Raw genomic sequence first — 20,951 nt, 5'->3', positions numbered from 1 at the left:
TCGGCTTTCGTGACGGAGAAACTGAGCGGCATGGGCTGGACATAGTGCCACAGCCGTGTGGGCGTCTGGTGTTTGGCCAATCTCACGCTGGTCCGATGATTTCATGTTGGCCCGCGGAACTGGTGCTCGGCGTTCCCAGGGGTGCTATCTCCTCAACCTGGTGAGGCAACAAGTGGAAATTGATCCCCGGTAGATAACACGTCCACGGGCGCACAGCGCGCTCGTCAAAAAATGTGTCAATGCCCGGCGTTGTTTTCTATCTGGCGCGCCAGAAGGTTGGCATCAGCAGCACAAGGATGGTGAGCACTTCGAGACGCCCCAGTATCATGCAGAACGACAAGAACAGGAGCCCCGCCGGCGGCACGATCGAGTAGGTCTCGGCCCCCCCCACAAGGCCCAGTCCCGGGCCCGTGTTGCTCATGCAGGTGGCCACGGCCGAAGTCGCCGAATCGTAGGGCAGGCCGAACAGCGACATGACCAGGGAACAGACCACAAAACACAGGATGTAAGCGAGCACGAAGAGCAGGACGCCCCGCTGGGTGTCGTCCGAGATCACGTGACCGTCTACGCGGAGCGCCCGGACGGTGTAGGGGCAAAACGTCGTTTCGAGCCGGTGGCGAAGCATCTTCAGGAGCATCACGCTCCGGATAACCTTCATGCCGCCCGCGGTCGAGCCGGCCGAGCCCCCAATAAACATGAGGACGACGAGCAGCATCCGGGAGAAGTAGGGCCATGTGTCGTAATCGTCCGTCGTGTACCCCGTGTTCGTCATCATGGACGTGACGCTGAATGCGGACGCGCGCAGGGCATGTGCGAACGAGGGCGGGGATGCAGCCGCGGCTGCGGCAGCGCCCGGAGGCGTGAGCTGCGGTTCGCCCAGATATCCCGCGGCGTTCAGTGCCACAAGAAGCGTGGATACGGTGAGCACGAGGATCAAGGCGCGCCATTCGGTGTTTTGGAAGAGACTCTTCCAGTTTCCGTCCAGGATGCCGACGTACAGGGCAAAACTGGTTGCTCCGGAAATCATGGAGGCGATGATGATTATCTCGACCGCGACGCTGTCGTATGCCGCGATGCTCATCTGCCTCGTGGAGAATCCGCCCGTGGCCAGCGCGCCGAAAGCGTGGCAGATAGACTCGAACAGGTCCATCTTGCCCGTGCACAGCAAGGCCACGACCTGTATCACCGTCAGACCCAGGTAGATCTTGAACAGGATCACGGCGCTCTGTTTCACGCGCGGGCGCACTGCCTTCGGGTCGGGCCCGGATGACTCGGTCTTGACCAGCAGCTTTCCCCCGGCGCCCAGGTAGGGGAGCACCGTGATGAACAGCAGGATGATGCCCATCCCGCCCAGCCAGTGCGTGAATGAGCGCCAGAATAGAATGCTCTTCGGGACCGCCTCAACGTTGTCGAGGACGCTCGCCCCCGTCGTCGTGAACCCGGAGATGCTCTCGAAGATCGCGCCTGCGGGACCAATGGTATCGGTACAGATGAATGGCAATGCGCCGAGTAATCCGATGACGACCCAACTCAGCGCTACGATGGCGAGGGCCTCGCGCTGGAACAGGCGGTTCGAAGCCTTCCGCCCGATGAGAGAGAACACGCCTCCGCAGGCCCATGCAATCGCGGATGCCAAGAGGATGCCGGGAATGGCCGCGTATTCGCCGTAGTATATGGCCCATCCTATCGACGGCAGGAACAGGCAGCCCGAGATCAGGGCGACGGTGCCGAGCCATTTTGCTATGAACCGGTAATTCAGTGTCAATGTGAGCATTGCAGGGACTCATGTCGGAATACGCCCAGGGGCAGCCGACGGGTATCGTCATCCGGCCGGCCTCGCTGCTCCCGGCGGGAGAACTGCAACGGGCGGCCATTCATTGGGAGGGAGCAAGGTTTGTGCCATCTATAAACGACCTGGAAGTAATGGAGTTGCGCAGGGATCGAGCCAGGCATGGGCGGCATTTGCCGTGCGATCTGCAAGCCGGCTTGCAGTCTGCAATACAGTTGCTCAGATGTTGTACTTCTTGCGTTTCCGCCAGAGTGTGGACGGGTCGATACCGAGGCGGGAGGCGGCTTCTTCGAAAGGTAATCCGAGTGCCAGCGCCCTGCGAATGTGGCTTTCCTCGAGTTCGGCCAGGGGGATCACTTCGTCCGGCTGGCCCGGTGCGGGCTGTCCGGCGAGGACCCGGGGAGGAAGATGCTCTTTGTGCAGGGTATCCCCCGAACACAGCAGGATAGCCCGTTCGATGAGATTCGCGAGTTCGCGCACGTTTCCCGGCCAGGAATACTGGACCAGCAGGGCCGCGACCTCAGGGTCCATGGCGCCGACGGCCCTGCCGTGGACGCGGTTGAACTCGTTGATGAACCGTTCCGCAAGGAGAGGGACGTCTTCCGGGCGGTGACGCAACGCCGGAATGCTCAGTTCGACAACGCTCAGCCGGTAGAACAAATCCTGCCGGAACAACCTCTCGGCAACCATCTCGTAGAGGTTGCGGTTTGTTGCGGCGATAATGCGTGCGTCCATGGTGCGCGGGGTCGGGTCGCCCAAGCGCTCGTAGACGCGGTCTTCAACCAGCCGCAACAGCTTGCCCTGTAGCGGCGCGGGGGTCTCGCCCACTTCGTCGAGGAACAGGGTTCCTCCCTGCGCGGCCTCGACCTTGCCCGGCTTGTCGAACACGGCGCCGGTAAACGTTCCCCGCTTGTGGCCAAACAACTCGGACTCGAGCAGGGTCTCCTGGAAGCAGGTGCAATCGACAACGGCGAACGGGGCATTTTGCCGTGGGCTCCAGGAATGGATGAGGCGGGCGAGGAGGTTCTTGCCCGTGCCGCTTTCGCCGGTGATGAGGACCGTTGCGTCTACGTCGGCAACCGTACGGGCGAGTTCGAGCACGTGGAATACGGCGGGGTTTCGCGTGGGGAACTCGTTGTGTTCCTCATCGCCCAGCCTGCGGCGCAACCCGCGCACTTCGGCTTTGAGGCCGCGCATTTCCTCGATCTGGCGCAGACGATGCCGCACCTGTTCGGGAGAGAAGGGCTTCGTAAGATAGTCATGGGCGCCCTCTTTCATGGATTCCACGGCGGTCTCAATCGAGCCGTATGCGGTAATGATGATCGCCACCGCGTCAGGATGCTGCTCGCGGAGTTTCCGGAGGAAGTCCAGCCCGCTCATTCCGGGAAGCTGCAAGTCGACGAGGGCGATGTCGACCGGATGGCGGTTGGCGCGTTCGAGGGCCTCCTCCGCGGAACCGGCGCATATGACGGAATGCCCGTCGTTCCGCAGCATGATGTCCAGCGTGCGCTGGATATGAGTGTCGTCGTCGAGGACGAGGATGTTGCTCATGGCGCTGCTCCTGCGGCTATTGGGAAACGGATAGTGAAGGTTGTTCCCCTGCCCAGCTCACTTTCAACGTCGATGCTGCCTTGATGCGCTTCAATGATCTCTCGTGCAATTGCCAGCCCGAGCCCGTGGAGTCCCGGTCGCGGGTCGCGCCGCACGGACGCGAAGGGGAGGAAGATCTGCTTGATGTCGTCGCGTGCGATTCCTGCTCCCGTATCGGAAATGACGATGGAGACCATTCCGCGCTCGACGCCCAGCGCGATGCGGACCACCCCGCCTGCTGGGGTATACCGGAGCGCATTGCCCACGATATTGGTCACCACCCACGGCAGTTTTACGGGGTCCGCCAGCACGAAGACGGGTTGGGCGCCCATAGCATCCCGCAGGTCGATTTCTCTTTCCCTTGCGAGGGGCGCCAATGGACGCAGGGCTTCCCGCAGGAGTGACGCCAGATCGAGCCGGCGCAGCCGGAGTGCGAGGTTCGATGTTACGTCGCGGGCGGCGTCCACCAGTTCGTTTACCAGGTTTGACAGGGCCAGACAGTCGTCCTTCGCAATCGAGAGCAGCTCATCGCCTTCCGGCGCCCGCCCGTGGAAACGTTCCCACAAGAGGCTCACGGACATGGCCAGCGACGTCACGGGGGTTTTCAGTTGATGCGACAACATCGCAATGAAACTGCGGCGGGACTCCTCGAAACGCCGCTCCTCGGTGACGTCCCAGAAGACCATGAGATACCCGTTAGCGCGCCCATCGTCGTCTGATGTTACCGGAAGGATGCGGGGCCGGTACACGCGCTCGGCGCCTTGCGACTCGATTTTGAATTCCGCGAGGTCGCGCTTGGCAGACTGCGGCTCCTCGAAGATGGGCAAGAGGGCCTTTCGGACCGCTTCTTTCAAGGGCATCTGCCGCAGGTTCTCGCCGGGGACGGCCCCTCCCTCCACGCCGAGCAACTCGCGTCCACGCTTATTCATTACGAGGACCTCGAGGCTTTCGTCCGTCAGGATGAGGCCCTCCTGGACCTCTTCGACGACGAGAGCGAGCCGTTCCTGGAGCCGCATGAACCGGCTTGCCTCCTCGTCCTTATGGAGCGCCAGACGTTTGAGAAGGTTGTCCAACTCGGTGCGCAGCCGCTTGATTTCGTCGCCGGGGCGCGTGGACCCGTCGTCAGCCAGAGTGGTGGTTTTGAGTGTGTCGTGCAGGTTTTCGGCGACTTCCTGGATGGGGCGTGCGATGCGCCGTGCAGCGACCTGGGCGAACACAACCAGCACGAGCAACGCGGACAGCAACGATGTTGCCATCAGTCCCACGGCCCACCGTGCGCTAAGAAGTGTGCGGCGTTCCCGCGCGAACATCCCTTTCTCATTGGTGTCGATCAGGTCGTCGATTTGTTGGAAGATGGAAAACACCATTTTCATAGTGACCGGGTCATGCGCCGGCTCGTTGGTTCCCGTGCCGCCGGCGTCCAGCCGTGTCTCGAGCTCTTCCCAGGTTGCCCGGACGCTCTTGAGGATGTCCGATTCCCCCGCTTCGGTGATGTTTCCTTCGCACCCGATCAGTGCCTCCTCGAACGCCTGCGCCTGCTGCGACACCGGCGACGGGGCGGCGGCGGAGAAGCCATTGCTTTGCAGGAGGCTTTCGATGGCGCGCAGGGCCCGCTCCATCCGGCGCGCGTCCTGGATGGTCCGGTAGTTGTCCGACAAGATATCTCGGGCCGACCGCGAGAGACGATGGAGCGAGGAGACCCCGACGATCCCCACAGCCGCCAGCAACAATGTGGGAATCACCAGGGCCAGCAACACTTTCTGCCGTAAAGACATCGTACCCGCCTCGTCAATGTCGTTTACCGCCACGGTTCACACTATATCGATTATACAGACAACACAGACTTATGAGACATAGAGATCGCATAGGTCGCACAAGTCGCGCGGGGTTTCTCAAACGGTGGGGCGAACTTCTTGGAAGAGGGCGCGGGAATTGATGGACAGCAGTGGGAACCAGGGTCGTTGCTTCAGCAACTGCGGCGCTGCCCGCCCACAAGGGATTTGGCAGGTGTGGCGGGGAAGGTGTAGGATAACATCTTGTCTTGGGCAAGGTCCGGATGGCGGGAGTTGCGGCCCGCCACCATGTGATAACACGGAAGGAGACAAATGATGAAACGCATGTTGTTTGCTGCGATGGTAGCTGGTTTGGCGGTGGCGCCGGCAGTTCTGGGGGGCGAGGCGCATGCGCAGGATTACGCGGAAGGGTGGATCAACCTGTTTGATGGCGAGACGCTCTTCGGGCTGCAGGCCCTGGGGGATACGGAATGGGAGGTCTCGGATGGCGTGTTGTCGTGCAAACAGGGCACAGGCGGCTGGATCGCCACGACGGGCCGGTGGGGCGATTTTGAGCTTACCATGAAGATCCGCGTGGCGCCGAAGCAGACGGCGGCGGTGGTGGTACGGGCGCCGCTTTCGGGCCATCCCTCCGAGAACGGCAGCGTGGTTATTCCGGTCCGGGGCGCCGAATCGGGCTATGACTGGCAAGAGGTGAGCGTTGTTGCCGAGGGGAATGCGGTCAAGGCGAAGATCAACGGGCAGGACGCGGCTGTTGCGGCACCGGGTAGCGCTATTGGCTACATCGGCATCCTGTACCAGGGCGGACGCGTCGAGGCAAGCGGCATCAAGCTGCGTCCGCTTACGATGAAGCCCATCTTCAACGGGACGGACCTGACGGGTTGGAACATTATTCCCGAGCACAAATCGGTGTTCACGGTGGAAGACGGCGCGATCCGCATCAAGAACGGCAACGGCCAGATCGAGACCGACGGGTTGTACAAGAATTTCGTCCTGCAGTTGGACATCTTCTCAAACGGCGACCACCTGAACAGCGGCGTCTTCTTCCGCGGCCCGAAGGGTGTGTTTTGGAAGGGGTACGAGTCGCAGGTGCGCAACGAATGGAAAGATGAGCGGACGAATCCCGTCGATTTCGGCACGGGCGGTTTGTACGCGATCCAGCCGGCCCGGAGCGTGGTCTCGAGCGATCGGGAGTGGTTCTACAAGACCCTCCTGTGCGACGGCAACCATTTTGCGGTGTGGATCAACGGGTATGCGGTGAGTGATTTCCTCGATATGCGTCCGGCGGTCGACAACAGCGACGGCAAGGCCGGGTACGTTGGGGCGGCCGGTACGATTCACCTGCAGGGGCATGACCCGACAACCGACTTGTCGTTCAAGAACATCCGTCTTCAGGAATACCCCTCGGGTGAATAGGCGCGTGCGGCCACACGCATAACCGGAGAGACCACAGTGAGGATCGATATTCACGGGCACGTCTTTGCGGATCCGCTCCTCATTTCGCCTCTGAGCGGGACGCCGTTCATGAGCGCGGAACAGCAGTTGGCGCTGATGAAACAGAAGGGCATCGACAAGACGGTCATTCTGCCCCTGGCGTGCGCGGAATCGCCTGCCGAGAAGCAGAGCGTCGGCGAGGTGCTTGGGATCTGCGAGAAGTACCCGGGCAAGTTCATACCCTTTGTCAATGTGGACCCGCGCCTGCCCCGCGACCCCGCGAAGATCACGGTCGAAGACCATTACCGGGTGCTGGCGCAGTGCCGCGACCTGGGGTTCAAGGGTCTGGGAGAGGTAACGGCTCGCGTGTACTGGGACGACCATCCCATGCAGTGCCTGCTGGCGGCGTGTGAGAAGGTCGGGTTTCCGGTGACGTTCCATACGATTACGCCGGACGTGGACAGCTACGGCGTGATGGATGAACTGGGGCTGCCCCGTTTCGAGAAGTGCCTGCAGAAATTCCCCGGCCTGGTGTTCTTCGGGCACAGCCCGGGATTCTGGTCGGAGATCAGCGGGGACGCCACCGTGAAGGATAAAAACGGATATCCCAAGACGCCCGTCGCGGAAGGCGGCGTGTTGAAGCGCCTGTTCCGCGAATATCCGGGCGTTCATGGGGATTTGTCGGCGGGCAGCGGGCTGAACGCGCTGCAGCGGGACCCGGCGCATGCCTATGGGTTCATGGAAGAGTTCCAGGACCGTTTGCTGCTGGGGTTGGACTACTGTTCGCCGAGGAACAAGATGGAGCATGTCGAGTGGCTGACGGCTGCCCGCGACGAGGGCGACATCAGCGACACCGTGTACGAGAAGATCATGTGGAAGAATGCCAACCGGGTGTTGAATCTGGGGTTGGAGTGAAGCCGGGTTGGCGGTGCGACGTGCGCCGTGGCGCGCGCGGACGCGAGGGAGCAAGGCCATGATTCTGGGGATAATCGGAGCCGAGAATTCGCATTCGAAGGCTATTGCAAAGATCATCAACATCGAGAAGAAGATCAAGGGCTTCTCGGTGGAGTACCTCTGGGGAGAGACGGCGGCTTTTGCGCAGGACACGGCCGAGGCGGGCAAGATCCCCAATATTGTCAAGCATCCGAGAGAGATGCTTGGGAAGGTAGACGCGGTCCTGGTGGATCACCGGCATCCGAAATACCATCTTGACGCGGTGCGGCCGTTTGTCGAGAAGGGCATCCCCACGTTTGTCGACAAACCGTTCTGCTTCGAGCCTGAGGAGGGTGTGGCGTTTCTGAAGCTTGCCAAGAAGACGGGCGCGCCGGTGACGTCGTTCAGCGTGGTGCCCATGCAGGCGAGTTTCGCGAAGTTCAAGAAGGACATGGAGGGGAGCGGGAAGATCGTGGCCGGGTCGACGTACGGTCCCTGCGATCTCGAGAGCAAATGGGGCGGCGTGTTTTTCTACGGGATTCACCAGGTTGAAATGGTTTTGATGGCGTTCGGATACGACGTGAAGTCCGTCTTGATCACGAAAAACGGCAACGGCGCGACAGGCCAGCTCCTGTATAAGGACGGGAAGATCGTGACGATGAACCTTGTGAAAGAGGGCGCCCCGCACTTCGGCATCTCGGCCATCGGGAGCGAAAAGGCCATTCATTCAAACCTGCCCATGGACAAGAGCGCCTACCTGAGCGGGGTCCAGACGTTTTGCGGAATGTTCAAGACGCGTGTCGAGCCGATCCCGCACGAGCTGCTGTTGCGCCCGGTTCAGGTCTTGGATGCGCTGGCCCGCTCGAAGAAATCCGGGCAGGTGGAGAAGGTGATCAAGTAGCTTGCCGAAAGGCAAGGTCAGGGGGAGTGTTATGGGGGACCTGCCCGTCGGGCGGGACCCCGCAACCGATCTCGAGGGCAATTCGGGAAGCTGCGGCTATGGGATACGTGCACGGCTATTCGGAGTACGAGACAGGGCGTCTGCGGAATTCCGCCCAGGCGCTGAGCGGCCTGCTCCACGAAAACGTGCGATACCCCGAGGGGGCGCTGGTGTTGGAGGCGCCGTGCGGGGTCGGGGCGCAGACCGGCGTCCTTATGGCGAACAGCCCGGGTGCGCGCTTTGTGTGCATGGACATCTCGCCGGTTTCCGTGCGGGCAGCGGCGGAACGGTCTAAGGCGATGGGGTTCGTGGCGGGGGACCTGTATGCGCTGCCGTTTTCGGGGGAGGTGTTTGACCACGTCTTCGCATGCTTCGTGCTCGAGCATCTGAGCAAGCCGGTATGGGCTCTCGAGAACCTGTTGCGCGTATTGAAGCCGGGGGGCACACTTACGTCGATCGAGGGCGATCACGGGTCGTGTTTTTTCCATCCGGAGACGCCCGAGGCGCTTGCCGCATGGGCGTGTTTGCCGAAACTGCAGGCGATCCTTGGAGGCGACAGCCTGATCGGACGGCGGATGTATTCGGTGCTTGCGCGGGCGGGCCTCGAGGAGGTGCGGGTCGAACCGGTTCGAATCTACTGCGACCCCAGTCTGCCGCACATGATGAAGGGGTTTGTCGAGGACACCATCGTGGGAATGCTTCGCGGGATCGAGCCTGAAGTAACCGCGCGCGGTATGATGGATTCGGACATGTTTCGCAAAGGGGTTGACGATATTCTGGCGATAAAGACCCATCCTGACGGCGCGTTCTGCTACACGTTTTTCCGGGCGATTGGCACAAAAGCGGATTAACCGTTGAAAGGAGCCTGGTGATGATTGGACGGCGTTCGTTTCTGGCGATGACCGCGGCGGCGGGAGCCGCATCGATGAGTAACGTCGAGGCCGCGCGGGCAGCCGAGGGGAAACCCGAGGGGGAGACAGGCCGGACGTTTTACGAATTGCGCGCGTACGAGGTGGAGACGGAGGCGCAGAAAGCGGCACTGCTGGCATTCTGGGCCGGCGCGGCGATTCCGGCTTACAACCGGCTTGGCGTGAGCCCGGTGGGCGTCTTCGTGGCGGCGGACCAGTTGAGCCCTGTGTATGTCCTGTTGCCGCACGCATCAATCGAGTCGGTTGCGGCCGCGACGGAGAAACTGCTGGCGGACGAGGAGTATCTGGCGAAGGGTGCGGCGTTTCTGGACGCGCCCGCGGCGAGCCCGGCGTATAAGCGCGTCGAAAGCTGCTTGTTGAAAGCGTTCGCGGGGATGCCCCGGCTGGAGCGGCCGGCGGAATCCGCCACGAGGGTGTTCCAGTTGCGGATCTACGAAAGCCCGGGCGTGAAGGCGGGGCAGAAGAAGATCGAGATGTTCAACACGGCGGAGCTTGCCATCTTCCGCAAGACAGGCCTGAATCCAGTGTTCTTCGGCGAGTCGCTCATCGGGACGAAGATGCCCAACCTGACGTACATGGTGGGATTCGAGAACGCGGATGCGCAGACGGCCGCATGGGACACTTTCCGGGCCGATCCGGAGTGGCTGGAACTGCGAGCCAGGCCTGAGTACGCGGACAAGGAGATAGTCTCCGGGATTACGAACATCGTGTTGAACCCGGCGGAATGCTCGCAGATATAGCGGAAGACCGCGCGACCGCTGGCCCGCCTTTGGCCGTATCCTACCGAAATCGCAGGGCGTAGATATCCGCGTCGCTCATCCTGAACTTCAGCCGGACAGGCGTGCCCACGAGTTCTTTCAACTCGGACTTGCCGCCCCACGTGACGACCCGCTCGATATGGTCGCCGTATATCTCGTCGCACTCCTGGAGGGTGAACCCGGGGATGGGATTGCCGCTGGCATCCTGGATTTCGCACCAGATGCTCCCGGCCCCTGACGTAGCGTAGTTGATGAGGAGCTTGGTTTCGGCGGCTTCGGGCGGGGCCGGCACGGACGGGCCGCCCGTGAACGCATTGATGAGACGCCCCCCTTCGGCGGCCTCGGCGGTATAGAGCACGCCGTTTTCGCTGGCGGTCTGTCCGAAAACGGCCGTAGCGCCTTCCGTGGCCAGCCGCTTAATCTCCTCGGGCGAAAGGGCCCGCCGGACCACGAGGATGTCGTCGGCGACACCGAGGAACGGTTCGTTGGTGAGCGAAGTGGGGGGATAGTCCTCTCCGAACTGAAGGTCGCCATGACACAGTTCGATGGGTCCAAGCCCTGCCTCTCCCCCACTCGCGACCTCTTTTCCGTCGAAATAGAGGCGGATGACGCCGTCATCGTAGGTCGCGGCAAGATGGTGCGGATTGCTGTCATCAGCCCATTGGGGCAGGGCTTCAAGCGGCGCAACCACCTCCTTCGTGTGGTAGAAGAAGCGGAAGCCGGTCTGTTCGGGGCCGATTGTGCCCCCGGGATTGCAGTCGAGGATGAGTTCGTTCTGCATGGTCTCCGTGGCGCCTCCGTCGTAAGCGGAGAAGATGCGCCGGTGCCCGGCGGGGACGTTGCGCACGCTGGCGGCGAACGTTGCCTGGGGGCCGAGATTCTGGGTGTTGGGCAGCTTGAGGATCTGCGGCGAAGCGAACGCGAGGGACCGGCCGCCGCGGATGGGGTTCTCCTGGGTGAAGGTCAATGGCATCGATGATACACGGTCTTGAGGGAGGGGTGGGTCCTCGCCGTCGGTGAATGTCAGGACCTTCGTGGTGAATGCACCGCCCGTTGCCGGGGCTTTGATGGAGACGAACCCGTCGAGACGGACGGTGTGGCGGCGCAATTCGCACGGGCCGACGTAGTAGCCCTCGGTGGCATAGACCGAAAGCTCGCCGGGCAGGTTGGGGTCGCCCGAATCGGTCTGCATGACGCCCCAGGCGATCATGTTGTTGCGGTTGACCCAACGGGTCGGGTCAGGCCCGGGGCGCAGAAACGCCTCGCGCCAGCGATGAAACAGGAGCCCGTCACGGCTGGTCATGAACACGCCGTCCGACACGCCCGGATAAGGGTGAACCTTGAGGTCGCGGTCGGGAGAGAAGCGTTTCGGGAAGCCGATGAAAATGTGAGGAGCGCGGTGGTAAGCGGTGATGCCGTTGGTGTACAGGTGCTCGTTGGGCGTGCCCTCGGTGTATTGGAGCCACTGGGGTTCGGGCCAGTTGAGGAAATCCTTGGTGGTTGAGGTCATGATTGCCCGGACGCCTTCCGCAAAACCGCGGTGGAACTCGACGTACTGCTGGCGGTACGCGTCCCAGAATGCGAGGTTGTGCGAGTCGAAGGCGCCGATGGTGATGACAGGCGCTTCCTGAATGAGTTCCCAATGGACGGCGTCGGGGGATTTGAACGCGATGAGCTTGGCATCGTCCGGCCCGCTGGCCACGGCTTTGTAGCGTTCGCCGGGCGGGCAGGCGGGGTTGGAGTCCTTGAACGGCGAAAAGTTGTGGACGCCCTCCCCCTGCCAGATGATGTTGTTCGCGGTCGAGCCCTCGTATTCGAAGAGGCCGAGTTCGGGCTTGGCCCAGTGGATGCCGTCGACGCTGAGCGCGTAGCAGACGCGCTGGCCGCCGCCGGTATTGGTCTTGAGGTCGAAGTTCGAGCCGCGGTAGTACATGCGGAAGAGGCCGTCGTCTTCAAAGATGGTGAAATAGCACGAAGTATTGCCCTCCCAAGGGGCATCGACGGTGATCGCCACGTCGCGCGGGACGGGTTCGTGGAGGACTTGCTGAACGCCGTCCATGGACTCGATGAGGAACTGGTCCCAGAGGGGTTCGAGGCGGGAGCCGATATCTATTGGCTCCGCGGCGCTTGCGTAGTAGCCGGCCAGCAGCAGCAAAACGGCCAGCGCGGCCATTGTGATGTTTCGGCGAAGAGAAACGGCGGAATTCGCGGCCATGAGAGAACTCCTTGCGATCGTGTGGTCGATGCGGCCCGGAGCCGGGCCGCTGCTTGCCCTGGCCGGAGTATAGACGAGCGGGAAAGGGAAATGCACCCTCACTGGAAAATCACTGGGCAAACCCCGGGGTTGCCGCGCGGAGGGCAACAGCCGCTGTCGGACCTGTGCGACCTATACGCCGTATAAGCCCGGCCCTTTTGGGCAATCCGCGCATTTGACCTGTTTTGCCGGCAGATGGCAGAATATGTCTTCTCGCAACGAACAAAGATGAGGCGATATCCATGACGTTCAATGAAGTACCAGAAGACGAAGAAGTCCCGAAACATCCGTTCGAGCCATTGACGGCGAAGCTGCTCAAGACCCGCACCATATTGATCTCTGGAACGGTCGATGAGGAGCTTGCCGAACGCGTCATCACGGAGCTTCTTATATTGGATGGGGATTCTCAAGAACCCATTCGCATGTTCATCACGTCTCCGGGCGGGCATGTGGATGCGGGGTTGGCGATCCACGACGTGATGCGGTTCATCAAGCCCGAGATCGTCGCGATTGGCGCGGGATGGGTTGCGAGCATTGCGGTGCCGATTCTGTTCGGCGCGCCGAAAGAGAACCGGCTGGCTCTGCCGCATACGCGGTTTCTGCTCCATCAGCCGAGCGGAGGGGCCGCGGGCCATCTGAAGGATATCCGGATCGAAGCGCAGGAGATCATGAAGATTCGTAAGCGCTTGAACGAGATGATCGCGCGCGAAACCGGTCAGCCCTACGAAAAAGTTTACGAAGACAGCGACCGTAACTTCTGGATGAGCGCGGAAGAGGCCATCGAGTACGGGGTCATCTCACGCGTTGTCGAGTGCGTCGACGACATTGGCAAGAAGTAGCGGTTCTTGCTTTCCCGAACCGCCATGGGCCACCATGAGCAGGGACGGGAAGAACATGACAGCATCAGGACAACTCAGACGCCTTCTGGACCAGTTCCTGGAGGCGTCTGTTTTTGAGTCGGGTCTGGCCGACAAATCGCTCGAGGCGTACGCGAGCGATCTGGGGTCGTATACCGGCCAGCTCGAACAATGCGGTGTCACGGACCCGGACCATGTCACGCGGGACCATGTGCTGGGCCATCTGATCGCGTTGCGGAAGGCGGGGCTGAGCACGCGGTCGGCCGCGCGGCATTTGAGCGCGATTCGCCGGTTTCACCGGTTTCTGCGGGAAGAACATCTGGCGGAGCGCGATCCTACCGAAGGCATGGATTCGCCCCGGCTGATTCGCGCGTTGCCCCACGTGTTGTCGGCGCTCGAGGTGGAACGTCTGCTGACCGCGCCGGATCTGTCGCGCAAGCACGGCGTCCGAGACGCGGCGATCCTCGAGTTGTTTTACGCCTGCGGTCTGCGGATTTCGGAATTGGCCAATCTGCCGCTGCGTGACGTGTCGCTCGAGGAATCCATGGTGAGGGTACGGGGCAAGGGCTCGAAGGTGCGGATTGTGCCTCTGGGCAGCCGGGCCATCGAGCGGATACGCGCGTATCTGCCGGTTCGTTCAGGGGACAAGGTACTCGACGACACGCTGTTTCTGGGTACCCGCGGACGCCGGATGAACCGTTCGCGGGTCTGGCTGGTAGTGAAACGGGCGGCGCAAGCCGCCAACATCCGCCAGAACGTGACGCCTCACATGCTGCGGCATTCGTTTGCCACCCACCTGCTGGATCATGGGGCCGATCTGCGCGCGGTTCAAGAAATGCTGGGCCATGCCGACGTATCGACCACGCAGATCTACACCCACGTCAGCGTGGACCGGTTGAGCCGTGCCCACAAGGATTTTCATCCGAGGTCGTAATAATTTCGGGGACACAATACTCAATTCTGACTGCCAATCCGCGACACATTGATGGTAGGTGATGTGCGTGACATCCCAATTGAGTATTGTGTCCCCGAAATCGGTTCGCTATTCTTTCCTGAAGAGGTACGGAAGGTTCCGGTGCGGAAATGGACTGCGGCCGGCTTCGGTGGCGAATGCCGGCGGAGACGTTTGGCGTGGGCATTCGTGAACAGTACCGCCTTTCGAGAGGGCGGAGCGACGGGGTCGAGGGAGAGATGGCGAAGAAGACGGCGGAGGCGCCTTGATGACGATCGTGACGCTGGTTGTGCTGATAGCGGGCGCGCTGGCTTACTTGTCGGCGACGGTTGGCGCCGTGCTGTTTCTTTCGCGGGAGGAGGCGGCGTTTCTGAACGTTGCCCGCCGGCTGGCGCTGATGGGAATGTGTTTGTTCCTCGCGGTTTTCGTGTTGCGCTGGGCCGCATGGGGCAATCTTCCCATGACGACCGTGGCTGACGCGCTTGTCGTCTTTGTTGTTTTGGCGACGGTTGTCATGTACGTATCAGCACGGGGCGAAACCCGGGCGCTGTCCTCGTTCTATTTGCCGCCGATCCTGGTGCTGGCATTGCTTTGTGTTCTTGCTGCGCTGCGTACCTTCTCGGAGGCGCCGAGAGCGCTTCGGGGCATGTTTCTGGCGGGCCATGTGAGTCTGGCGTTTCTGGCGTACGCGTTTTTTCTGGGAGCGAGCGTGACCAGCGTGGCGTATATGTTTCAGGCCCGTCATCTGAAGAATCATCATACCCGCGGGCTGTTCCATGCCCTTCCCTCATTGGAACGCCTCGACAAGAGCCTGTATTTGTTGATACGTCACGGGTACATCGTGTTTTCGGTGACACTGATTGTGGGCGGCATCTGGGCGCGGGTGGACGCCGGCCTGTTAGGGCCGCAGTGGTACCTTGCTCCGAAAATCCTGCAGGCTGTTGCGATGGTGGCCTTTTACGCGTTCGTGTTTCATGCCCGGCAGATTGGCCTGTTGCGGGGGCGGAAACTGGCGTTCGCGGTATTGATAGGTTTCTCCGTCATGCTGGGCATCTACCTGGTGCGCGCGCTGTTGGGAGTGTCGTATTACCATTTCTGGGGGTCGGCGTCATGGGCGTCGTAGCGGTTGGTCTCAGCCATCACACGAGCCCGTTAGAGTTGCGGGAACGCCTGCATTTTGCGCCCGAGACCATCCCGCCGGCGTTGCTGGAATTACAGGATCGCCTCGAAGGCGGAGCAGCCGTCATTCTGAGCACCTGCAACCGGGTCGAGATCTATGCGCACCACGACAAGGACGCCGCTACCCTGTGCGACGATGTGCGCGCGTTCATGGCCGAGTGGCATGGGTTGTCCGAAGATGAATTCGCCGGTTCCCTTTATGAATACAAGGGTTCGGAAGCGGTTGGGCATCTGTTTCGCGTGGCAGCCAGTCTTGACAGCCTGGTGGTGGGCGAGGCCCAGATCCTGGGGCAGGTCCACGAGGCCTTCATGTTGGCGCAATCGCAACAGACCATCGACAAGGTCCTTTCGGCGATGTTTCAGCGCGCATTCAGCGTGGCGAAACAGGTCCGCACCGAAAGCAAGATCGGGGCGGGAAAGGTTTCGGTAGCTTCGGTGGCCGTGGACCTCGCGGTCTCGATATTCATGGATTTGGCAGAGAAGACGGTGATGATCATCGGCTCGGGGAAGATGGGTGAAAGCACCATGAAGAGTCTGCTGTCGTGCGGAGCGGGCCGGATACTTCTTGTCAATCGCAGCCCGGAAAAGGCCTTGAGCCTCGCGGGAACGCTCGGCGGGGAAGCCGTGGCGTTCGAGGCGCTGGACGAAACCCTGCACCGTGCGGACATCGTTATCACGTCCACCGCGGCCACGGCGCCGATCCTGACCTGCGGCCACTTTCATCGTGCACTGAAGAGGAGGGGCAACGCCCCGATGTTTGTTATCGACATCGCCGTGCCGCGCAATGTCGAGCCTGCGGTAAACAGCCTCGACAATGTTTACTTGTACGATCTGGACGCGTTGCAGCAGGCCGCCGCAGAGAACCTCGAAGCGCGGCGGCAAGAGGTCGACACGTGCCTGAGGATTGTCGATGATGGCGTCGAGAAGTTTGTCCAATGGATGCGAAGTCTTGCTGTCGAGCCCGCCATTGTGTCCATTTCCGAGGAGTTGCACGGGATTCGCGAGCGCGAGCTCGAGAAACTGCTGGCCGCGTATCCCGACATGACGGAAGAACACCGCGAGGCCATCTCTCAAATGACGCGGCGCATCGTGAATACGATTCTGCAGCGTCCCATGAGCCAGTTGAAGCGCGAAGCGGTCGCGCAGGACCCGAGTCTCGTGCTGCAGTTCGTTCGCCGGATATTCGGCTTGAAGGAAACGTGATGCCCAAGTCCATCCTCATCGGCTCGCGGGGCAGCGGGCTGGCGATGTGCCAGTCCCGGCAGATCGCCGAGGCGCTCCGGGGCCTTGTGCCGGATGCCGAGGTCGCGATCACGGTGCTCCGCACCACAGGGGACAAGATTGCGGATGTGCCGCTGTCCCGGGTCGGGGGGAAGGGGCTTTTCACGAAGGAGCTCGAGGAAGCCCTGCTTGCCGGGACGATCGATTTGGCGGTCCACAGCATGAAGGATCTTCCCACGGAATTGCCGGAAGGACTGTGTGTCGGGGCGGTGCCCACGCGCGAGAACCCCTATGATGTGCTCGTGAGCCGCGAAGGACTGGCGTTGGATCAGTTGCCCGCGGGGGCACGGATAGGGACCTCGAGCCTGCGCCGGGCCGCGCAACTGCGGGCGTATCGCACAGATCTCGAGGTTGTCCCGTTTCGGGGTAACGTGGATACCCGGCTGCGGAAAGTCCGGGAGGGCGATGTGGACGCGGCGGTTCTGGCGGGCGCCGGCTTGCATCGCTTGGGTCTCATGGACGCGGTCACCCAGGTGCTTCCGGATGCGATCATGCTGCCCGCTCCGGCTCAGGGGGCGTTGGCGATTGAAGTGTGCGAGGACAACGCGGCATTGCGTGCGACGCTGGCGCGGTTGGAGGATCCCGAGAGCAGGATGGCCGTAACCGCGGAGCGGGTGTTTCTTGCCGCAATGGAAGGGGGCTGCCAGGTGCCTTTGGGCGCTCTGGCGAAACGGGAAGGGGACCGGCTCGTGCTTGACGCCTGCGTGTGCAGCCTGGATGGCGCACACATATTGCGATGCACTGTGGACGGCCCTCAAGACAGCCCCCGCGAGACCGGAATCAGGGCGGCGGAAACCCTTCGCCGGCAGGGCGCGGATACGCTGCTGGATGCGCTGCGATGAATGAGGAATATGGGGAGATTCTGCGCGGCAAGCGCATCGCCGTCACCCGCGCTCAGGCTCAGGCGGGGGAACTGGTGTGCTCGCTGCGAGGCATGGGCGCGGGGGTGTTCGAGTTTCCCACCATCGAGATTGTTCCGGCCGAGCCAGCGGAGGACTTCGGGCATATCGGCGACTACGACTGGGTGGTGTTTTCGAGCGTGAACTGCGTGGACATGTTTTTCAGACGCCTCGGGGCTGCGGGACGGGATACGCGCGATTTTCGGGGCGTCAAGGTGTGCGTGGTGGGGCCGGCGACGGCCGAGGCCGTGCGGAAGCGTTCCTTGCGTATTGACGTTATGCCAGAGAAGCACGTTGCAGAAGCGCTCCTGGATGAACTACTCGAACACGAACCGGATCTGCGGGGCAAACGGGTGTTGTTGCCGCGGGGCGATATCGCGCGGCGTTTCCTGCCGGAAGCCTTGCGGGAACATGGCGCGGAGGTTACCGAATTCATCGTTTACAGGACGGTGGCGCCTGGCGCCTCCGGCGCACTGGTCGAGGCGCTCATGAGCTTTGCTCCGGACCTGGTTGCGTTCACGAGTTCCAGCACCGTACGCAATTTCTGCCAGATGCTGGGCGGGGACCGGTTGGAGATGCTCAAAAAGAGGGCCGCGTTTGCTGCTATCGGTCCAATCACTGCCGGTACGATGCGCGAGCTGGGTGTGAATCCGGCAATCGAGGCGGAAGAACACAGCATTCCAGGGCTGATTCAGGCTATAGTGAAGTGGGCGGCATCGCCGTAAGGAGGCAACCGTGGCTTATCCGAAAACGCGCATGCGGCGGCTGCGGCGGAATGAAACTCTCCGCCGCATGGTCCGCGAGACGCGTCTTAGCGCCGACAATCTTGTATTCCCGATGTTCGTGCGTCCAGGTGAGGGGGTGCGTAACCCGATTCGCTCGATGCCGGGCAATTTCCAGTTCTCGGTAGATACCCTGGCCGAGGAGGCGAAAAGGGTTGCCGGTTGCGGGGTGCCTGCGGTCATCCTGTTCGGCATTCCCGGGCACAAGGATGCTGTCGGAAGCGAAGCGTACGCGGAGGATGGCGTTGTTTGCCGCGCGATCGGGGCAGTGAAGCGCGCCACGCCCGGATTGTGCATCATCACCGACGTCTGCCTGTGCGAATATACGGACCACGGCCACTGCGGGGTGATCAAAGACAACCGGGACGGAATTCCGGACGTGGACAACGACGCTACGCTCGAACTCCTGGTGAAAGAGGCATTAGCCCACGTGCGTGCGGGGGCCGATATGGTGGCCCCGTCTGACATGATGGATGGGCGGGTTGCGGCGATTCGGAACGGACTGGACGGGGCTGGTTTCCACGATGTGCCGCTCATGGCGTATAGCGCGAAGTTTGCGTCGAGTTTCTATGGGCCCTTCCGCGATGCGGCGGAATCGCCGCCTCAGTTCGGTGACCGGTCGTCGTACCAGATGGACCCGGCCAACGGGCGCGAGGCATTGCGAGAGATCGCACTGGACATCGAGGAGGGCGCGGACATCGTCATGGTGAAACCCGCTTTGCCGTATCTCGATGTGTTGGCGCAAGCTGCGCAGCGCTTTGACGTGCCGCTGGCGGCGTATCATGTGTCGGGTGAGTTCGCCATGGTGAAGGCCGCGGCGGCCAATGGCTGGATAGACGAGAAACGTGCGGCGTTGGAGATATTGACCTCGATTCGCCGCGCGGGGGCGTCGCTTATCCTTACTTACTGGGCATGCGATGCCGCCAGATGGCTTGTGTGAGGCCCGGGCGTCGCATACCGGGGAGACAATCCCTGTGTACTCGGGGCGCGAAAGGAGAACCTAGATGCAACACATAGGCATGCTGACGAAAACACAACCGGCCAAGGCCCAGGACCCGTTTACCCCGAAGGAAATCCTCCAATGGTTTTTCTTCTCGGTGGACCTGACGAGGATCTTGGTGCAGACATTTGGTCCGAAGGTTCTGTAGCACGATACGCAGGCGGGACATTGGGTGAGTGAGTCATGAAAAGAGATAAATCGGCGGCGCTCTGGCGCGAAGCAAACAAGTATCTGGTAGGGGGTGTGAACAGCCCGGTGCGGGCGTTCAATGCCGTGGGCGGCGAACCGTTTTTCGCGGCTTCGGGCTACGGGCCCTGTATTCAAGACGTCGACGGGAACCGTTATGTGGACTACGTTCTCTCGTGGGGACCGCTGGTGATGGGACATGCCCATCCCGCGGTCGTTGATGCCGTGACGGAGGCCATGCGGTCGGGCTCGAGCTTCGGGATCTCGACGGAGTCCGAGATTCGGTTGGCGGAGCGCGTCACGCGCCATTTCCCCATGATCGAGAAGATCCGCTTTGTGAACAGCGGCACCGAGGCGGTCATGAGCGCCATCCGCCTCGCGCGGGGGTATACCGGAGCGGATCTCATCGTAAAGGTAGCGGGCTGCTACCATGGGCATATGGATGGTCTGCTCGTGCGTGCCGGAAGCGGTTTGACCACGCTCGGACGGCCGGACAGCCAGGGCGTGCCCGAGGCCTATACGCGGTGCACGTTGGTAATCCCGTACAACGAGCTCGAGGCTGCGCGAGCGGTGTTTGACCAGTACGGGGAGGATATTGCATGCCTGATCGTCGAGCCCGTACCCGGAAACATGGGCGTTGTCCTCCCGGAGCCGGGCTATCTGGAGGGTTTGCGCGAACTGACTGCGGGCAGCGGTTCACTGCTCATTTTCGACGAAGTCATGTCGGGATTCCGGGTGGATATGGGAGGCGCTCAGGCCACGTATCGCATCAAACCCGATCTGACGGTGTTGGGAAAGGTGATCGGTGGCGGCCTTCCAGTGGGCGCCTACGGCGGTCCGGCTGAGATCATGAGCCTGCTGGCGCCGGAGGGCCCCGTGTACCAGGCGGGCACGTTATCTGGAAACCCGTTGGCTATGGCGGCGGGACTTGCCACCCTCAAGGCGCTCGAACAACCCGGGGTCTTCGAAGGCATCTCGCAGTCCATGGCGGGGCTATGCGACGGCATGGGTGAGATTGCCAGGGAAGCAGGCATCCCGGTCTACCAAACGAGGGCGGGCTCGATGGCATGCATGTTTTTCAATGAGCAGCCGGTGCGGAACTATGACGATGCCACGGCGTCAGACACGAAACGGTACGCCGCCTTTTTCCGGGGAATGCTCGAGCGAGGCGTTTACTTCGCGCCATCCCAGTTCGAGGCGGCTTTCATGAGCGCGGCTCACGGGGATGCGGAACTCGACAAGACGCTCGATGCGGCGCGCGATGCCTTTGCTGACCTGACATAGCGGGCGCGGAATTTTGACTGCAAAACACAGTCAATTGAATCCGAGAATGCACTTTCCGACGACACATCGCGTGTGCTGGACAAGCGCTCTCGGCACTTGACTCCCGGACCG

The 20,951-nt window shown here is 61.8% G+C and carries 18 protein-coding genes; 14 read left to right on the top strand and 4 right to left on the bottom strand.

From position 1 onward, the window contains the following. Positions 1–256 precede the first annotated feature (256 nt). The 3 genes from PLJ71_09190 to PLJ71_09180 all read right to left on the bottom strand — a co-directional run bounded on the left by PLJ71_09190 (position 257) and on the right by PLJ71_09180 (position 5,154). A complete protein-coding gene (locus PLJ71_09190; protein ID HQM48852.1) occupies positions 257–1,774 on the bottom strand; it encodes a TrkH family potassium uptake protein in 1,518 nt (505 codons plus the stop codon). A 234-nt stretch (positions 1,775–2,008) separates the two neighbouring features. Then, positions 2,009–3,340, bottom strand: a complete 1,332-nt coding sequence (locus tag PLJ71_09185; GenBank protein ID HQM48851.1) for a sigma-54 dependent transcriptional regulator — start codon at positions 3,338–3,340, stop codon at positions 2,009–2,011. Next, entirely contained in the window at positions 3,337–5,154 is a 1,818-nt protein-coding gene (locus tag PLJ71_09180; protein HQM48850.1) for an ATP-binding protein, read from the bottom strand. The genes PLJ71_09185 and PLJ71_09180 overlap by 4 nt, the downstream gene beginning before the upstream one ends. Positions 5,155–5,484: 330 nt before the next feature. Between PLJ71_09180 and PLJ71_09175 the strand changes: the two genes are divergently transcribed. From PLJ71_09175 to PLJ71_09155, 5 genes are all read left to right on the top strand, one after another. Then, the gene (locus PLJ71_09175; GenBank protein HQM48849.1) at positions 5,485–6,588 is read left to right on the top strand and encodes a DUF1080 domain-containing protein; all 1,104 of its coding nucleotides are present in this window, start codon (positions 5,485–5,487) and stop codon (positions 6,586–6,588) included. Positions 6,589–6,624: 36 nt separating this feature from the next. Beyond that, positions 6,625–7,521, top strand: a complete 897-nt coding sequence (locus PLJ71_09170) for an amidohydrolase family protein (GenBank protein HQM48848.1) — start codon at positions 6,625–6,627, stop codon at positions 7,519–7,521. A gap of 58 nt (positions 7,522–7,579) precedes the next feature. Then, on the top strand, positions 7,580–8,440 hold the full coding sequence (locus PLJ71_09165) for a Gfo/Idh/MocA family oxidoreductase (protein HQM48847.1): 861 nt from the start codon (positions 7,580–7,582) through the stop codon (positions 8,438–8,440). A 98-nt stretch (positions 8,441–8,538) separates the two neighbouring features. Then, the gene (locus tag PLJ71_09160; GenBank protein HQM48846.1) at positions 8,539–9,330 is read left to right on the top strand and encodes a methyltransferase domain-containing protein; all 792 of its coding nucleotides are present in this window, start codon (positions 8,539–8,541) and stop codon (positions 9,328–9,330) included. Between the two features lie 20 nt (positions 9,331–9,350). Beyond that, a complete protein-coding gene (locus PLJ71_09155; GenBank protein ID HQM48845.1) occupies positions 9,351–10,148 on the top strand; it encodes an NIPSNAP family protein in 798 nt (265 codons plus the stop codon). 40 nt (positions 10,149–10,188) lie between these two features. Here PLJ71_09155 and PLJ71_09150 read toward each other — a convergent pair whose 3' ends face one another. After that, a complete protein-coding gene (locus PLJ71_09150; GenBank protein ID HQM48844.1) occupies positions 10,189–12,381 on the bottom strand; it encodes a hypothetical protein in 2,193 nt (730 codons plus the stop codon). Between the two features lie 281 nt (positions 12,382–12,662). Between PLJ71_09150 and PLJ71_09145 the strand changes: the two genes are divergently transcribed. The 9 genes from PLJ71_09145 (at position 12,663) to hemL (ending at position 20,840) form a co-directional block, all read left to right on the top strand. Continuing rightward, the gene (locus tag PLJ71_09145; protein ID HQM48843.1) at positions 12,663–13,259 is read left to right on the top strand and encodes an ATP-dependent Clp protease proteolytic subunit; all 597 of its coding nucleotides are present in this window, start codon (positions 12,663–12,665) and stop codon (positions 13,257–13,259) included. A 55-nt stretch (positions 13,260–13,314) separates the two neighbouring features. Next, positions 13,315–14,211 carry a site-specific tyrosine recombinase XerD gene (gene xerD, locus PLJ71_09140; protein HQM48842.1) on the top strand — a complete coding sequence of 299 codons (897 nt, stop codon included), beginning with the start codon at positions 13,315–13,317 and terminating at the stop codon, positions 14,209–14,211. Positions 14,212–14,497: 286 nt separating this feature from the next. Then, positions 14,498–15,352 carry a cytochrome c biogenesis protein CcsA gene (gene ccsA / locus PLJ71_09135; GenBank protein ID HQM48841.1) on the top strand — a complete coding sequence of 285 codons (855 nt, stop codon included), beginning with the start codon at positions 14,498–14,500 and terminating at the stop codon, positions 15,350–15,352. Continuing rightward, positions 15,340–16,611, top strand: coding sequence for a glutamyl-tRNA reductase (gene hemA, locus PLJ71_09130; GenBank protein ID HQM48840.1), 1,272 nt, complete (start codon positions 15,340–15,342; stop codon positions 16,609–16,611). The genes ccsA and hemA overlap by 13 nt, the downstream gene beginning before the upstream one ends. Next, positions 16,611–17,531 carry a hydroxymethylbilane synthase gene (hemC, locus tag PLJ71_09125; protein HQM48839.1) on the top strand — a complete coding sequence of 307 codons (921 nt, stop codon included), beginning with the start codon at positions 16,611–16,613 and terminating at the stop codon, positions 17,529–17,531. The genes hemA and hemC overlap by 1 nt, the downstream gene beginning before the upstream one ends. Continuing rightward, a complete protein-coding gene (locus PLJ71_09120; GenBank protein ID HQM48838.1) occupies positions 17,528–18,313 on the top strand; it encodes a uroporphyrinogen-III synthase in 786 nt (261 codons plus the stop codon). Before hemC ends, PLJ71_09120 begins: the two co-directional genes overlap by 4 nt. 10 nt (positions 18,314–18,323) lie before the next feature. Continuing rightward, positions 18,324–19,310, top strand: a complete 987-nt coding sequence (gene hemB, locus PLJ71_09115; protein ID HQM48837.1) for a porphobilinogen synthase — start codon at positions 18,324–18,326, stop codon at positions 19,308–19,310. Between the two features lie 64 nt (positions 19,311–19,374). Beyond that, positions 19,375–19,518 (top strand): hypothetical protein, encoded by a 144-nt coding sequence (locus PLJ71_09110; GenBank protein HQM48836.1) that lies wholly within the window; start codon positions 19,375–19,377, stop codon positions 19,516–19,518. A 35-nt stretch (positions 19,519–19,553) separates the two neighbouring features. Next, positions 19,554–20,840 carry a glutamate-1-semialdehyde 2,1-aminomutase gene (gene hemL, locus PLJ71_09105; GenBank protein HQM48835.1) on the top strand — a complete coding sequence of 429 codons (1,287 nt, stop codon included), beginning with the start codon at positions 19,554–19,556 and terminating at the stop codon, positions 20,838–20,840. Positions 20,841–20,951 lie beyond the last annotated feature (111 nt).

This window comes from Candidatus Hydrogenedentota bacterium, assembly GCA_035416745.1.
GTDB lineage: Bacteria > Hydrogenedentota > Hydrogenedentia > Hydrogenedentales > SLHB01 > UBA2224.
This window is presented reverse-complemented; position numbering and strand designations above follow the sequence as displayed.